The organism is Paraburkholderia nemoris, assembly GCF_905221015.1.
Lineage (GTDB): Bacteria > Pseudomonadota > Gammaproteobacteria > Burkholderiales > Burkholderiaceae > Paraburkholderia > Paraburkholderia nemoris.
Window position 1 is genome coordinate 87,859 of record NZ_CAJNBO010000021.1, and the last position, 16,205, is coordinate 104,063.

The window sequence follows — 16,205 nt, forward strand, 5'->3', positions numbered from 1 at the left end:
CGTATGGGTGCTGGCAACCAGTATAGCTAAACGGGGTGACGCGCCTACCGCACCGCGAGCGCCTTGATCTGCTCGAGCGAAGGCCACAGCGATTCGTTCGCGAACCGCTCGGCCAGGAAGTCGACAAACGAACGCACCTTGGCCGACAGATGCCGGCGGCTCGCATAGACCACATGGATCGGCAACTCACGTGGCGGCACGTCGTCCACCAGCAGCGGCACGAGGTGCCCCTTGGCCAGATCGTCGCCGATCACCTCGGTACCGAGCACCGCGATGCCCGCGCCTTGCAGCACGATCACGCGCTGCGCCTCCAGGTGGTTGACGATCAGATTGCCGGACAGACGCACGCGTGGCGAGCTATCGCCGGTCGTGGGTGCGATTTCGAGCGCGGACACGCCCGCGTACTGCAGGTAATTGTGGCGCGCCAGATCGGCGACGGTCTTCGGCGTGCCGTGCCGGCGCAGATAGGCTGGCGACGCGCATAGCACCAGATGGGCAGTCGCAATCTGCCGCGCGATCAGTGAAGACGACTTCAGTCCGTTCGGCGAAGCCCGGATCGCGACGTCGAAGCCTTCGTCGATCAGTTCGACCACACGGTCGGACAGGGTTATGTCGACGGTGACCTGCGGATACTGCGCGGCATAGTCGGCCACCGCGGCCATCACGTGGCTCAAACCGAATGCCGACAGCGACGACACCCGCAAGCGCCCTTGCGGCACGACGCTCGCCGCCCCGACCACCTGCTCGGCTTCTTCGAGTTCGCTGAGCACCTGGCTCAAGCGCTCGTAGTATTCGCGGCCCGCCTCGGTCGGTGCGACGCGGCGCGTGGTGCGGTTCAGCAAACGCGCACCGAGCTGCTGCTCGAGGTGCATCACGTGCTTGCTCGCCATCGCCGCCGACATCTCCATCCGTTCGGCCGCGCCGACAAAGCTGCCAACTTCGACCACATGGCGAAACACTTTCATGCTGACCAGGGTATCCATCTCAATCGCTCGCCTCAGGAATCAATCGACGCCATTTTGCCGGGTTTATCAAAGACTGTTCGGCAAATCGGATGAACGCGCGCACCAGAAACGAACGCCGGAAACGGCAAAGCCCACCTTCCGGGGAAGGTGGGCTTTGCAGGTATTGCCTGGTCCAACAGCGTTGGCATCACGCGGCACCTGCTCAGAGGCGCCGCCCGCCTTGACTCCAGACGCTTAGAACTTCGCGCGGAGGCCCACGCCGTACGTGTCGCCGCTCGACTGGCTGCTGATCTTGTCGTACATGTAAGCCGCATAGATGTCCGTGCGCTTGGACAGCGGATAGTCGTAGCCGACCGAAGCCGTTTGACGGGTCTGGTTGAGGCCGCCGCCGTCGCGCGAATAGGCGTACGACGCCATCACCGAGCCCGGGCCGGCCGGGACCGTCACGCCGCCCTGCCCCGTATTCACGTGCCAGCTCGAAATGGTCTGCTGGTTATACGTGTACATGTACTGGCCATAGAACTTCACGAATTTCATGTCGTACGACACGCCGGCTTGCGCGACGCTCTGGCTCTTCAGGCCCGGAACGCCCGACGTACTGAAGCTGCCAAGGTCGCCCGGCACGTTATTGAAGTTCACGTACTGGTACACCGCGGTCGCCGCGAACGGGCCGTGGAAATACAGCACCTGGCCGCTCCACTTCTTCGAGCCGTTCTCACCGGCCGTGTTGCCGAGCGCGTACATCGCCGTCGCGGACAGGCCGTTGAAGTTCGGCGACGAGTACGACACCGCGTTGCTCCAGCCCGAATCGCCCGTCACGCCCTGATCGGTCGAGTAGGTCGGGAACGTGCCGAGGCCGAGATAGGTATGCCATACCATCGGCGAGAACTGATACGAGTCGATGAACGGGTTGAACAGAATGGTCGACACGAACAGCGGCGTGGTCAGACGGCCTGCCGTCACCGTGCCGTACGGCGACTCAATACCGACGTAGGCGTTACGCGAGAACATCGTGTCGCCCGTGAAGCGGCCGTACTGGCCGTTCTGCGCGAGGAAGAAGCCTTCCAGCGCGAAGATCGCCTTGTAGCCGTTGCCCAGATCTTCAGCCCCCTTCAAGCCCCAGTACGACGTCGACATACCGCCACCGGACACCTGGACCGCCGTCTTGCCGCCCGGGAATTTCTGCGCGCCAACCCATTCGTCGACCTGACCGTAGAGTTGCACGCTCGATTGCGCAAAAGCAGACGATGCACTGGCCAGCAGGGCGGCACACGCGGTTACCTTGAGGGTGGTCTTCAGCGCACTGCTGATGCTTGTTTTCATGGGTTCTCCTGTCTTTGTCAAAAAGGTGAGGCTGTGCGAAAGGGGGAGCTCGCGCGAATGATTGTTGTTGTCCGTTCGATCATCGAGCCAATCTGGGCGGGACCATCTTTGCGGACCATTTTTATGGACAAAAATATCGTGGGTTATTGCCGGTATAGCGATCTGATTAGTTTTGTCACTTATCGGCCTGATAAAGCTGTGGCCGTGTACGTCCTCACTGCATTGCCGCGGACTTCGCGGTTCGGCGCAAAGCGGTACTGACATTGCGCCCGACTGGGTGATAACGGTTCAGACGACAGGCGGATGACGCGCCGCGGCGAAAACGATCAAATTTGACGACGGGAGGGGGTTTGCTGCCGAATGTTTTCAAAAAAGTGTGGTGTCGAAACGTCACATTGACAGGGGCTTTTTGGACGGCAGCGACGCGCAATGCCGCAGCAATCGGTTTGAAAGCCGGCAAAGCGGATTCGGCGAAGCGTGGGAGGGGAGTTCGGTGAAACGAACGGTAAGGCGGGGAGCGGTGTCAGACCGCGCTGAGCGGGAGCAAGACTCCCGTACTGCCGTTAGTTACGGTACGGCGAACCTTCCTGCTGACGCGGGTCGTCCCCCGGGCGCTGCATGGCGCGCGAGGCGCCGCGCTCTTCGTTGTAGCGGGCGACATCGGCGCGAATCGAACCGGTACGAACCGGCGCGTTGGGCGGCGGACGCGGCACTGCGCGCGACTCGGCGCTGACAGGCGTGATCGCGCCGGCGTACTGCATGCCGCCGCGGCCGTCGTTCGGATATCCGGCCGGCCCGGTAACACGATGCACGCCGGGGTTGTAACCACCAAAGCCGTTGGCGTAGCCGCCGGTGGCGAAGTTCGCGCCGCCACGCGGCAAGCGCGCGTTGTTGTCGGCCACGTTGTTGCGAGCCGGTCTTGCATTGGTGGCGCCGTCGTAATAGCCGCTGTTGCGCGCATCGCCACGCATTGCGTGGCCCGCGGCGGCATGCGAATAACCGCCGCCACTGCCGCCGCCGTGCGGTACGCCCGGCACTTTTGCATAGGCGAACGAGCACAGCGCAGCGATAACCGCGCCCAACGCCCAGTGCTTCGTTCTCGACAACCCGTCCACCAAGTGACTCACATGCCCGAAGACCTGCCTGAAGCCCACCGTTCGAGCTGCGATGGACTTGTTCTGGGACCGGCGCGAGCGCTGCGTATCTGTCGCGGCGCGGGGCATCCCGATGGCCTTTGAGCAGTAATTTATGGGTCCCGGCAAAGGGTGTCGAGCCAAAAAGTGTTAGGCCCGGACCGCTGTTGTAACACCTTGTTACTGCGACGTTTTTCTGCGACAGAGCCCTTGCGCGAAAGCCTTGAAACAGCTTGGCTGAGCGGCTTTTGCGAGATCAACTGAAGGTGCTTGCGTATGACAAATCCAGGCCGGTTTTTTTCGCCGGATTGTCAAAACGGCAGTGGACCAAACAGATACGGTCGCCAATACTGGAACTGCCGCGGGCGCCGCATGAGACCGCGACGGCAATGCATCTAATGCGCGATGCTCATTAATCGATTCGGCAAATGAATTTGCGTATTTAATCAATTTTCGACAACAATAGGCGTTTCCCATAGCCTGAGGCGGGCATATTTCGCGCGCCCTGCTTTCCGCATCACCGAATCGAGATTCCGCCATGGCTCGCCCGAAACTGCTTCCCGACAATTTCACCTTGTGCCTCGTAGGCACCGTGATCCTTGCCAGCTTCCTGCCGGTTCATGGGCAGGCCGCCGTCGGGTTCAACTGGGTGACGAACGTTGCGGTCGGCCTGCTGTTTTTCCTGCACGGCGCCAAGCTCTCACGCGAAGCGATCGTGGCGGGCGCGACGCACTGGCGTTTGCATCTGGTAGTGCTGCTCAGCACGTTCGCGCTGTTTCCGCTGCTCGGCCTCGCGCTTAAGCCGCTCCTTTCGCCACTTGTCACGCCGGCGCTCTATGCGGGGGTCCTCTTCCTCTGCACGCTGCCGTCGACGGTTCAATCGTCGATCGCGTTCACGTCCATTGCCAAAGGCAACGTGCCGGCCGCCGTATGCAGCGCGTCGGCCTCGAGCCTGCTGGGCATCTTCATTACCCCCGCCCTCGTCAGCCTCGTCGTCACCAACCAGGCTGCGAGCGGCGGCGCCTCGCCGTGGCATACGGTGGGCAACATCGTTTTGCAGCTGCTGGTGCCGTTCGTGGCCGGGCAGTTGCTGCGCCCGCTGATCGGCAAGTGGATCGAGCGTAATCGCGGCGTGCTGAAGTTCGTCGACCAGGGCTCGATCCTGCTGGTGGTGTACGGCGCGTTCAGCGAGGCGGTCGACGAAGGCCTGTGGCACCAGATCCCGCTGTCCGCACTTGGCGGCCTGCTGTTGATCAGCGTGGTACTGCTCGCGCTCGCGCTGGCCGTGACGATCCTGGTCAGCAAGCGGCTCGGCTTCAACCGCGCCGACCAGATCACGATCATCTTCTGCGGTTCGAAGAAAAGCCTCGCCGCCGGCGTGCCGATGGCCAAAGTGATTTTCGCCTCGCATGCGGTGGGCGCCGTGGTCTTGCCGCTGATGCTGTTCCACCAGATCCAGCTGATGGTGTGCGCCGCGCTCGCGCAGCGCTGGGGGGCGCGCGACACCAGCGGCGAAACTCGCGTGGCTTCGCGCGAGCGGCCCGCCGCCGCTGTCGCGCGCCGTTGAATACGCGCGCAATGCAAACAGGACATTCATAAGCGCCCTCCCTGAGCGTCATTTGAAGAAAGCCGCCTCGTGCGGCTTTTTTGTTATTTCACGCTCAAACGCCGCCGCTGTCGCCTCAGCCGGATGGCATAGGCAAAGTCCTGGCCGTGGCAACACCCGCCGGCAGCGGGCCCGAGGCTGCGACGCACCACCCCGGTGCAACGCTTCACTAAAACTTCACTTAACTCGAAGCAAGATAGGTCGATAAGACGAAGGTCGATCGCTACGCCTAACTGCCATGCAACCTCGTTCGCCCTCCCGATCCGCTACGCCGCGCATCGAGGAGCTGATCGCCCGGCGTGAGTTGTCTGCTGTATTCCAGCCGATCATCGATTTCGACGACGGCGCGATCCTCGGCTACGAAGGTCTGATCCGCGGCCCGGCCGGTACACCACTCGAAACACCTTTCGCCCTGTTTTCGCAAGCACTCGCCGAGGGCTGCGCGCTTGAACTCGAGCAGGCCGCCGCGCGCACCTGCATCAATGCGTTCGCGAAACTTGATTTCGACGGCAAGCTGTTTCTCAATTTCAGCGCGGGAGCGATCCTTCAGTTGGCCGACGCGCAAGAGGACACACTCGCGCTGCTGCGTCATCGCGGCGTCGATCCGCAACGGATCGTCATCGAACTGACCGAGCAAAGCACGATTCTGGATGTCGCCAGTTTCCTGCCGGTGATTTCGACGTTGCGCGCGGCCGGCGCGCAGTTCGCGCTCGACGATTACGGCACCGCAAACGCCAGCATGAATCTTTGGGTGCGCCTGCAACCGGACGTCGTGAAGATCGACCGATTCTTCATCCACGGCATCGCCAGCGACTCGCTGAAATTCGAGGCCGTGCGCGCGATGCAGCACTTCGCCAACGCAAGCGGCGCGCGGCTGGTGGCCGAAGGCATCGAAGACGAAGCGGATCTGATCGTGGTGCGCGACATGGGGATCGGCTGCGGGCAGGGGTTTTTCTTCGGCCGGCCGCATGCCCAGCCGGCCAGCAGCGTCACCGACGACGCCCGCGACGCACTGCGCGCCGGGCACATCGCCGTATTTCCGGAGACCACGCGCACAGCGAGCAGCGCGTCGCCGTCGGGCGGCATGGCATCGGCGAAGATGATGGTGCATGCGCCCGCGCTGCCGCGTCACGCTACCAACAACGACGTGCTCGAACTGTTCAACCGCCTCCCCGATCTGCATGCGGTAGCGGTGGTCGAACACGACGAGCCGGTTGCGCTCATCAACCGCCGCAGTTTCATGGACCGCTACGCGCTGCCTTACCACCGTGAGCTGTTCGGCAAGCGGCCGTGCCTGCAGTTTGCGAACGCTTCGCCGGTGGTCATCGAGCAATCGATGACTGTCGAACAGATGGCCAAGCTTCTTGCCAGCGACGACCAGCGTTATCTCGCCGACGGCTTCGTCATCACCGACAACGACGGCAAGTACGCCGGTCTCGGCACCGGCGAGAAGCTGGTGCGCGCGGTGACCGAGGTGCGCATCGAAGCCGCGCGCTATGCGAACCCACTGACCTTCCTGCCGGGCAACATCCCGATCAGCTCGCACATCGCCCGCCTGTTGGGCAACGACGCGGGCTTCTACGCGTGCTATGTCGACCTGAACCACTTCAAGCCCTTCAACGATCAGTACGGCTACTGGCAAGGCGACGAAGTGCTGAAGTTCGCCGCGGCCGTGCTCGCCGACGTCTGCGACCCCACCCGCGATTTCCTGGGTCACGTCGGCGGCGACGACTTCCTGATCTTGTTCCAGAGCGAGGACTGGAAGGAGCGTGTACTGCGCGCGATTCACCTGTTCAACGAAGGCGCGCAGCGCTTCTACGCGCCCACGGACCGGCTGGCCGGCGGCATCCACGGTGAAGACCGGCGTGGCAATCCGACCTTCTTCGGCTTCGTGACGATGGCGATCGGCTGTGTGCGCGTCGAATCGGACGGCGGGCCGTCGCTTTACAGCAGCGAAGAAATCGCCTCCGTCGCGGCGCTGGCGAAGCGGCGCGCGAAGCACGAGACAAGCGGCTTCGTGCTGATCGATGCGGATGAGAGCGTGGCGCTGTTACAGGGACAAGCCGACATGGCGGCGATGCCCATCGACTGAGTGCACCGGCGCGCGAGGGCAATATCCACGCCTTGTTTAGTTTATTTTACTAAACAACATAAATCAGGCCAGCAGCGCCTCCTACGGGTATTTCCGGGTACGGATCACACGTTTCCAAGGCTGTTTTAGCGACGTTTTACTATACAATCGGCCGAACCCAAACACCGCGCGGCCGCCCCACTTGCGGTCGCTTCATTCGATGGCCACAACCATCCGCGACGTCGCCCGCGCCGCCAGCGTGTCGATCGGCACCGTCTCACGCGCGTTGAAGAACCAGCCCGGCCTTTCCGAGGCTACCCGCGAACGCGTGGTCGAAGCGGCGCGGCAGCTCGGCTATGACGCCGCCCAGTTGCGCCCGCGCATCCGCCGCCTCACCTTTCTGTTGCATCGTCAGCACAACAACTTCGCCGTCAGCCCATTCTTTTCGCACGTGCTGCACGGCGTGGAGGACGCGTGCCGCGAACGCGGCATCGTGCCTTCCGTGCTGACCGCCGGTCCGACCGAAGACGTAATCCAGCAGATGCGCCTGCATGCGCCGGACGCGGTAGCGATCGCCGGTTTCGTGGAGCCCGAGACGCTGACCACACTGGTAGCGATGCAGCGCCCGCTCGTGCTGATCGATCTGTGGGCACCGGGCCTGCGCTCGGTGAATCTCGACAACGCCGCGGGCGCCACGCTCGCCATGCGGCATCTGTTCGAACAGCAGCGCAAGCGCGTCGCGTTTATCGGCGGCTCGCTCGCGCACTTCAGCATTGCCCAGCGCGCGCTCGGTTACCGGCGCGCGTTTTTCGAAGCGGGCTTGCTGTTCGACCCATCGCTGGAACTCACGATCGACGCCGGCCTCGATCCCGACACCGGCGCCGCGCGCGCGATGCACCAGTTGCTCGACGCACCCGGCCCGCGACCCGACGCCGTATTCGCCTACAACGACGCCGCTGCGCTCGCCGCGCTGCGCGCGTGCCTCGCACGCGGCGTCCGTGTGCCCGAGGACATCGCGATCATCGGCTTCGACGACATTCCCGCCGCCGCTCATGCCACACCACCCCTGTCGACCATTTCAGTCGACAAGGAAGCGCTCGGCCGACGCGGCGTCGAGTTGCTGCTTGAAGACGCACCCGCTGAACTCGAAGTCCGCTTGCCCGTCCATCTCATTGCCCGTGCCAGTACTTTGGTAAAAACGCCATGACGCAATCCGATCCGCTTCACCCCGCCAACGGCGCCGTCGCGGCGCCGCCCGTCGACAGCTTTCGCAGCCGCGACTTCCTGCTCTCTCATGTGCAGGACACGCTGAAGTTTTACGCGCCGAACGTGCTCGATTCGAGCGGCGGCTTCTTTCATTTCTTCCGCGACGACGGCTCGGTCTACAACAGGACCACGCGGCATCTGGTGAGCACGTGCCGCTACGTTTTCAACTACGCGATGGCGTATCGCCAGTTCGGCGACCCGCAGCATCTCGAGTACGCGCGCCACGGCTTGCGCTTCCTACGCGACGCGCATTGGGACGCTGAGCACCAGGGCTACGACTGGGAGCTCGAATGGCGCGACGGCCGCAAACGCACGCTCGACGCGACTCGCCACTGCTACGGCCTCGCGTTCGTGCTGCTCGCGTATTCGCATGCGGCGATGGCCGGCATCGAGGAAGCGAAGGCGATGATCGGTGCGACCTTCGAGTTGATGGAACACCGCTTCTGGGACGCCGCCGCCGGCCTCTACGCCGACGAAGCGACGCCCGACTGGCGCGTCAGCTCGTACCGCGGTCAGAACGCGAACATGCACACCACTGAGGCGCTGCTGACCGCCCACGAGGCAACCGGGCACCTGGTCTATCTCGACCGAGCGGAACGAGTGGCGTCGAACATCACGCTGCGCCAGGCGAAGCTGTCGCAAGGCCTCGTGTGGGAGCACTTTCACGCGGACTGGTCGGTCGACTGGCATTACAACGAGGAAGACAGCTCGAACATCTTCCGTCCGTGGGGCTTCCAGCCGGGGCACCAGACCGAGTGGGCCAAGCTGCTGCTGATTCTGGAACGCTATCGTCCGTTGCCGTGGTTGCTGCCGCGCGCGATCGAACTATTCGACGCCGCGATGACGCATGCGTGGGACGAAGACCACGGCGGCCTCTACTACGGCTTCGGCCCCGATGGCACGGTGTGCGACCACGACAAGTATTTCTGGGTCCAGGCAGAGACCTTCGCCACCGCGGCGCTGCTCGCCAAGCGCACTGGCAACGAACGCTTCTGGGACTGGTACGACGAGATCTGGCGCTACAGTTGGGCGCATTTCGTCGATCACAAGTACGGCGCGTGGTACCGCATCCTCACGTGCGACAACCGTAAATACAGCGACGAAAAGAGTCCCGCCGGCAAGACCGACTATCACACGATGGGCGCGTGCTACGAAGTGCTGGCGCACGCACTGCCTGACGGCGCGGCTGCTGCGTCCGAATCCGCGGAGTAAGCAAAATGAGCAACCTGAACGCGAACACCGAATTCCCCTTCTTCGTCTCGGCCGGCGACATCCTCACCGATCTCGTGCGGACCGGCACCTCGCAATGGCTCTCGCGTCCTGGCGGCGCCGGCTGGAACGTCGCGCGCTGCGTGGCGCGACTCGGTTTGCCGACGGCGTGCGCTGGATCGCTGGGCGTCGACAATTTCTCCGATGAGTTGTGGAACGCGAGCATCGCCGCGGGGCTCGATATGCGCTTCATGCAGCGCGTGGAGCGTCCGCCGCTGCTGGCAATCGTTCATCAGACGCATCCGCCTGCATACTTTTTCATGGGCGAAAACGGCGCCGATCTGGCGTTCGATCCGGCACGCTTGCCGGCTGGCTGGATCGGCCAGGTGAAGTGGGCGCACTTTGGCTGCATCAGCCTGGTGCGTCAGCCGCTTGGCGACACGCTTGCCGCGCTGGCCGCCGAGTTGCGTTCGCGCGGCGTGAAGATCAGTTTCGATCCGAATTACCGCAATCTGATGGAGCACGGCTACGAGCCCACGTTGCGGAAGATGGCCGCGCTGGCCGATCTGATCAAGGTGTCGGACGAAGATTTGCGCATGCTGTTCAAGACGGACGACGAGGCCGGCGCGCTTGCCCAGTTGCGTGCGATGAATCCTGCCGCCACCGTGCTGGTCACGCGTGGGCCGGAGACGTCCATGTTGATCGACGGCGCCATGGTGGTGGAGGCGCGGCCGCCACGAGTGGAAGTGGTCGATACAGTGGGAGCGGGGGATGCGTCGATCGGCGGTCTGCTGTTCAGCTTGATGACGGCACCGCAACGAGCATGGCCGGAGCACCTGGCCTTTTCTCTGGCCGCCGGCGCCGCGGCCTGCCGCCATGCTGGCGCGCATGCACCTTCCCTGGATGAGGTTGTGGCGCTGCTGTAGTTTTTTTGCCTTGTGCGGCGCGTATTGTTGTCGACACCGGTTGCCAACAATACGCGCCGCACAGCCGAAAAACCGAACCCCGGTCATCGTGCTAGGATGAAAAAACCCAACCCTTTGGAACAAGGAGCGTCGCCATGGATGACATCACCTACACCAAAGGCATCTACACGGCCACCGCGTCGATAAGAGAAGTACAAAGCGACACGTGGCAGGGCGTCGTCACCCTTTCCCGCGACGACGGCGAAGCAGGCACCGACCAGGAAACCACGGTCTACGAAGTCGAAGCCACTTCGTCCACGCCCGAGGAAGCGCTCGAGGAAGCCAAGGCGCTCGCCCACCGCATCCTCGGGGAAATCGAACTCTAGGCAACCCGGCGCCGCGCCCATCACGCTGCGCCACATCTGAATCAACCGGCTGGAGGCGATCATGGCTGAACAGCTCTTCCTCTACGGCGTGTATTCGATTCACGTCCGCCCTATCGAACTCAACGGTGCACGCTGGGACGCGGAATACGAGATCCGGCATCGCGAGAAAGCGGTGAAGTCGTGGACCACCGTTGGCGGCGACAACGGTTATGCGGACGAAACCGAAGCCGTCGCCGCAGCACACCAGCAAGCGGTCGACGACATCGAACACGGCGCCGGCATTCCGAAGCCGCGGGCCTTTCCGTAACGCAAGACAGGCGCATCGGGCGAGGCGTGCACGCGAGGTGTACGTAGCAGCGGCACACTCCGGGCGTGAGCCAGATCACGCTGAACGCCCCGCCCGGACGCCGCCTTCACCGCCCGCGCAGCACGCCGAAAATCACCTTTAGCGCGCGAGGCGGCGTGCTACGCTTTGCGCGTTTTCATCCTCACGAGCACGCGATGGCTACCGAACCGTCAGACCGCTTTTCCGCCATCGGCGACACCGAAACGGAAGCCGAGGCACAAGCGCGAAAACGTCGCCCGCGGGGTAGCCGCGAGATGCGCCTCGATGATCGCGTAGTCATTGCCCACGGCATGCCGACGCCGCTCTGGCAGGATCTCTATCACCGTGCGCTCGTCGTCCGCTGGCCGATGTTTTTTGTCTCGCTCGGTGTCTTGTTCCTGCTGCTCAATACCTTTTTTGCCGCGCTCTACATGCTCGGCAACGCACCGATCGCCAATCAGTTTCCATCGGGCTTCGGCGGCGCATTTTTCTTTAGCGTCGAAACGCTCGCGACGGTCGGCTATGGCGACATGCATCCGCAAACCGTCTACGCACACTGGGTCGCGACGTTCGAAATCTTTGTCGGCATGTCCAGCATCGCCTTGGCGACGGGGCTGATTTTTGCGCGCTTCTCCCGCCCCCACGCGAAGATCATGTTTGCCCGCTATGCGGTCGTGCGGCCGCTCGACGGCCGTATGACGCTGATGGTCCGTGCGGCCAACGCGCGCCAGAACGTGATCGCCGAAGCGCGTGCGAGGCTGCGCATCATGCGCCTCGACACCACTGTCGAAGGTTTTACGCTGCGCAAGCTCTACGATCTGACACTGGTGCGTGACCAGCATCCCGTGTTCAAACTGGGCTGGGTCCTGATGCACGTCATCGACGAAAACAGTCCGCTGTTCGGCGAGAACGCCGAAACGCTCAAAGGGCGCGACGCGTCGCTGCTGCTTACGCTTGAAGGCGTCGACGAATCGACCTCGCAGACCATGCAGGCGCGTCACATGTGGCCCTGCGAGCAGATTCTCTGGCAACACCGCTTCGTCGACGTCATGCGCGAGGAAAACGGCGTGAGTCACATCGACTACTCGCATTTCGACGAGGTCGTACCACTCGATTCGACGCCTGTTGCCGCGTCCGTGGCGAAGGCGCCCGCGCCGTAAAAACAGGACTGAAACGCACCAGGGCATACCCGAACCCGCTCGTCGCGCGGCAGATCCATCTCAAAACTTCATTAAAACGCGCGAGCCGTCGCGCTGTTTCGTTGAACGCCTCGCCAAGTAGAAAAAATTCACTCCAATTGGCGCTAAAAAATAGAGTCTCTTTCGCCGCGCTGCCTTTTGTGGCCCCCACCCCACGGCACGCGGATGCAAAACAATGGAGACTCACCCATGACCGCTCGCCTGCCCATCGACGGCACGCCCGCTCTCGCCGACTACAAGCTGTCCGACAACCTCACCGCCACGCGCGGCCGGATCTTCCTGACCGGCACGCAGGCGCTGGTGCGCCTTGCGCTGATGCAGCGCGCCGCAGACCGCGCGCAGGGCCTGAACACGGCCGGCTTCATCAGCGGCTATCGCGGCTCGCCGCTCGGCATGGTCGACCAGCAGTTGTGGAAAGCGAAGAAACTGCTCACGGCGAGTGATATTCGCTTTTTGCCGGCAATCAACGAAGAACTGGGTGGCACCGCGGTGCTCGGTACGCAGCGGGTGGAATCGGACCCGGAGCGCACCGTCGAAGGCGTGTTCGCGATGTGGTACGGCAAGGGCCCTGGCGTGGATCGCGCGGGCGATGCGCTGAAGCACGGCAACGCGTACGGCTCGTCTCCGCATGGTGGCGTGCTGGTGGTAGCGGGCGACGACCACGGCTGCGTGTCGTCGTCGATGCCGCATCAGAGCGACTTCGCGTTGATGGCATGGCATATGCCGGTGGTGAATCCGTCGAACATTGCCGACATGCTCGAGTTCGGCTTGTATGGTTGGGCGCTGTCGCGTTTCTCGGGTGCGTGGGTCGGCTACAAGGCGATCTCGGAAACAGTCGAATCCGGTTCGACGGTGGACCTCGATGCGCTGCAAACCGAATGGGCCACCCCGCAGGACTTTCAGGAACCGGCTGGCGGCCTGCACAATCGCTGGCCCGATCTGCCGAGTCTAACGATCGAAGCACGGATGCACGCGAAGCTCGACGCGGTTCGTCATTTCGCGCGCACCAACAGCATAGACAAATGGATCGCGCCGAGTCCGCATGCGAACGTCGGCATCGTCACGTGCGGCAAGGCGCATCTGGACTTGATGGAAACTCTCCGCCGGCTCGATCTGACAGTGGCCGATCTGGAAGCGGCCGGCGTACGCATCTACAAGGTCGGCTTGTCGTTCCCGCTGGAAATGACGCGCATCGACGCGTTCGTGTCCGGTTTGTCCGAAGTGCTGGTGATCGAGGAGAAAGGTCCGGTCATCGAGCAGCAGATCAAAGACTATCGGTACAACCGCACGCAAGGCACGCGGCCAATCGTAGTCGGCAAGAACGCCGAAGACGGCACGCTGCTGCTGTCGTCGCTTGGCGAATTGCGCCCGTCGCGCATTCTGCCGGTGTTCGCGAACTGGCTCGCGAAGCACAAGCCAGCGCTGGATCGCCGCGAGCGCGTGGTCGATCTGGTAGCGCCGCAAATCCTCTCGAATGCAGCGGATAGCGTGAAACGTACGCCGTATTTCTGCTCGGGCTGCCCGCACAATACGTCGACCAAAGTGCCTGAAGGTTCTATCGCGCATGCGGGGATCGGCTGTCACTTCATGGCGTCGTGGATGGAGCGCGACACCACCGGCCTGATTCAGATGGGCGGCGAAGGCGTCGATTGGGCCTCGCATTCGATGTTCACCAAAACGCGCCACGTATTTCAGAATCTCGGCGACGGCACCTACTTTCACTCCGGCATTCTCGCGATCCGCCAGGCGGTGGCCGCGAACACCACCATCACCTACAAGATCCTCTATAACGATGCCGTCGCGATGACGGGCGGCCAGCCGGTCGACGGCAGCATCTCGGTGCCGCAGATCGCGCGTCAGGTGGAAGCCGAAGGCGTGTCGCGTTTCGTCGTGGTCAGCGACGAGCCGGAGAAATACGACGGCCATCACGACCTCTTCCCAAAAGGCACGACGTTCCACCATCGCAGCGAAATGGACACGGTGCAGCGCGCGTTGCGCGATATCGACGGCGTGACTGTGCTGATCTATGACCAGACCTGTGCGGCCGAAAAACGGCGTCGCCGGAAAAAAGGCGAGTTCCCCGATCCGGACAAGCGCCTCTTCATCAACGAAGAAGTTTGCGAAGGTTGCGGCGATTGCGGCGTGCAATCGAATTGCCTGTCGGTCGAGCCGCTTGAGACTGCGTTGGGGCGTAAGCGCCGCATCGATCAATCGTCGTGCAATAAGGACTATTCCTGCGTGAACGGTTTCTGTCCGAGCTTCGTCACAGTGGAAGGCGGCAAGCTGAAGAAAGCCGCGGGCGCCGCGTTCGATCCGGCCGCGCTCGCCGCACGCGTCGACGCCCTGCCGATTCCCGCGACGCATCTCGATGCCGCGCCTTACGACATTCTGGTGACGGGTGTCGGCGGCACGGGTGTCGTGACGGTCGGCGCCTTGATCAGCATGGCCGCGCATCTGGAAGGCAAGAGCGCGTCGGTGCTCGACTTCATGGGCTTCGCGCAAAAGGGCGGCTCGGTGTTGTCGTTCGTGCGCTTCGCGGCGCGCGACGAGTGGCTCAATCAGGTTCGCATCGACACGCAACAGGCCGACGTGCTGCTTGCCTGCGATATGGTGGTGGGCGCGAGCGCCGATGCCTTGCAAACGGTGCGTCATGGCCGCACGCGCATCGTCGTCAACACGCACGCAATCCCGAACGCGACCTTCGTGCAGAACCCGGACGCAACGCTGCATGCCGACGCGTTGATCGACAAGATGCGCCACGCGGCAGGCGACGATCGCATGTCGACGTGCGACGCCCAGGCGCTCGCCACGCGGTTTCTCGGCGACACCATCGGTGCGAATATTCTGATGCTCGGTTATGCCTGGCAACTTGGCCTCGTGCCGGTGTCGTTCGCCGCGATGATGCGCGCGATCGAATTGAACAACGTCGCGGTGCAGATGAATCAACTGGCGTTTTCAATCGGGCGTGTGGCTGCGGAAGATCCCGCTGCACTCGAAGCGCTGTGGCAAGCACGGCATCTGGCGAAGCAGGCGGTGCGCGTCGATACGCTCGACGAACTGATCGCACATCGCGAGGGCCGTCTCCAGACGTACGGTGGCGCGAGCTATGTAAAGCGCTATCGCGCGCTGGTCGATGCGGCGCGTCGGGCTGAAACCGCGGTCGATGCAAAGAGCGAGCGCATCACGCGCGCAGTGGCGACGACGTTCTATCGTCTGCTCGCGGTGAAGGACGAATACGAAGTCGCGCGCCTGCATACGGATGCGGCCTTCCGCGAAGCACTGGAAGCGCAATTCGAAGGTGTTGCGGGCAAGGACTTTGGCATCAAGTTCAACCTCGCGCCGCCGACGCTCACGCGTCCTCAGCCGGGCGTGAATCCGACCAAGAAGACCTTCGGTCAGTGGATGTGGCCGGTTTTGGGTGTGATGGCGAAATTCAGCGGTCTGCGTGGCACGATGTTCGATCCGTTTGGCCGCACGCTCGAACGCAAGATGGAGCGCGAACTCGCCGGAGACTACGAAACCACGTTGCAACGCGCGTTCGCGAAGCTCGACGCGAACAATCTGGAAGACGTCGTGAAGCTCGCCGATCTGCATGCGCGTGTACGCGGTTATGGTCACGTGAAGCTGGCGAATCTGGCGGGCGTGAAGCGCGGCGAACGCGATCTCGCAGCGCGCTTGCAGATCGAAGCAGTGACGAGCGCATCGGTGAAGAAGTCGCTGGAAGAGATTAAGGGCGCCGGACAGTTGCGCGGAATTCCGGTGGTAGTCGCGAAGTAACTCTTTCGCTCCGTGGATGAAAAATGCCGCTTCGGGTTGA

Annotated in this window: 12 protein-coding genes; 9 read left to right on the top strand and 3 right to left on the bottom strand. The window is 63.0% G+C overall.

Going from position 1 to position 16,205, the window contains the following annotated elements:
* Positions 1 to 44 precede the first annotated feature (44 nt).
* The 3 genes from KHO33_RS28655 to KHO33_RS28665 form a co-directional block, all read right to left on the bottom strand.
* Positions 45 to 983 carry a LysR family transcriptional regulator gene (locus KHO33_RS28655; RefSeq protein WP_200564142.1) on the bottom strand — a complete coding sequence of 313 codons (939 nt, stop codon included), beginning with the start codon at positions 981 to 983 and terminating at the stop codon, positions 45 to 47.
* A gap of 216 nt (positions 984 to 1,199) precedes the next feature.
* Entirely contained in the window at positions 1,200 to 2,288 is a 1,089-nt protein-coding gene (locus KHO33_RS28660; protein WP_200564144.1) for a porin, read from the bottom strand.
* Positions 2,289 to 2,851: 563 nt separating this feature from the next.
* Positions 2,852 to 3,403, bottom strand: coding sequence for a hypothetical protein (locus tag KHO33_RS28665; protein ID WP_200564250.1), 552 nt, complete (start codon positions 3,401 to 3,403; stop codon positions 2,852 to 2,854).
* A gap of 556 nt (positions 3,404 to 3,959) precedes the next feature.
* Between KHO33_RS28665 and KHO33_RS28670 the strand changes: the two genes are divergently transcribed.
* From KHO33_RS28670 to KHO33_RS28710, 9 genes are all read left to right on the top strand, one after another.
* On the top strand, positions 3,960 to 4,988 hold the full coding sequence (locus KHO33_RS28670) for a bile acid:sodium symporter family protein (protein WP_200564145.1): 1,029 nt from the start codon (positions 3,960 to 3,962) through the stop codon (positions 4,986 to 4,988).
* 277 nt (positions 4,989 to 5,265) lie between these two features.
* Positions 5,266 to 7,119 carry an EAL domain-containing protein gene (locus tag KHO33_RS28675; RefSeq protein WP_200564147.1) on the top strand — a complete coding sequence of 618 codons (1,854 nt, stop codon included), beginning with the start codon at positions 5,266 to 5,268 and terminating at the stop codon, positions 7,117 to 7,119.
* Positions 7,120 to 7,318: 199 nt separating this feature from the next.
* Positions 7,319 to 8,305 (top strand): LacI family DNA-binding transcriptional regulator, encoded by a 987-nt coding sequence (locus tag KHO33_RS28680; protein WP_200564149.1) that lies wholly within the window; start codon positions 7,319 to 7,321, stop codon positions 8,303 to 8,305.
* Positions 8,302 to 9,576: an AGE family epimerase/isomerase gene (locus tag KHO33_RS28685; RefSeq protein ID WP_200564151.1), complete on the top strand. Its 1,275-nt coding sequence runs from the start codon at positions 8,302 to 8,304 to the stop codon at positions 9,574 to 9,576. Before KHO33_RS28680 ends, KHO33_RS28685 begins: the two co-directional genes overlap by 4 nt.
* Before the next feature lie 5 nt (positions 9,577 to 9,581).
* Positions 9,582 to 10,499 (top strand): carbohydrate kinase family protein, encoded by a 918-nt coding sequence (locus KHO33_RS28690; RefSeq protein ID WP_200564154.1) that lies wholly within the window; start codon positions 9,582 to 9,584, stop codon positions 10,497 to 10,499.
* A gap of 134 nt (positions 10,500 to 10,633) precedes the next feature.
* Complete coding sequence (locus KHO33_RS28695; protein ID WP_200564155.1) at positions 10,634 to 10,864, top strand: hypothetical protein; 231 nt, start codon at positions 10,634 to 10,636, stop codon at positions 10,862 to 10,864.
* Between the two features lie 61 nt (positions 10,865 to 10,925).
* The gene (locus KHO33_RS28700; protein ID WP_054037832.1) at positions 10,926 to 11,171 is read left to right on the top strand and encodes a hypothetical protein; all 246 of its coding nucleotides are present in this window, start codon (positions 10,926 to 10,928) and stop codon (positions 11,169 to 11,171) included.
* Between the two features lie 194 nt (positions 11,172 to 11,365).
* On the top strand, positions 11,366 to 12,349 hold the full coding sequence (locus tag KHO33_RS28705; RefSeq protein WP_200564157.1) for an ion channel: 984 nt from the start codon (positions 11,366 to 11,368) through the stop codon (positions 12,347 to 12,349).
* A 228-nt stretch (positions 12,350 to 12,577) separates the two neighbouring features.
* Positions 12,578 to 16,165, top strand: coding sequence for an indolepyruvate ferredoxin oxidoreductase family protein (locus tag KHO33_RS28710; protein ID WP_200564159.1), 3,588 nt, complete (start codon positions 12,578 to 12,580; stop codon positions 16,163 to 16,165).
* Positions 16,166 to 16,205 lie beyond the last annotated feature (40 nt).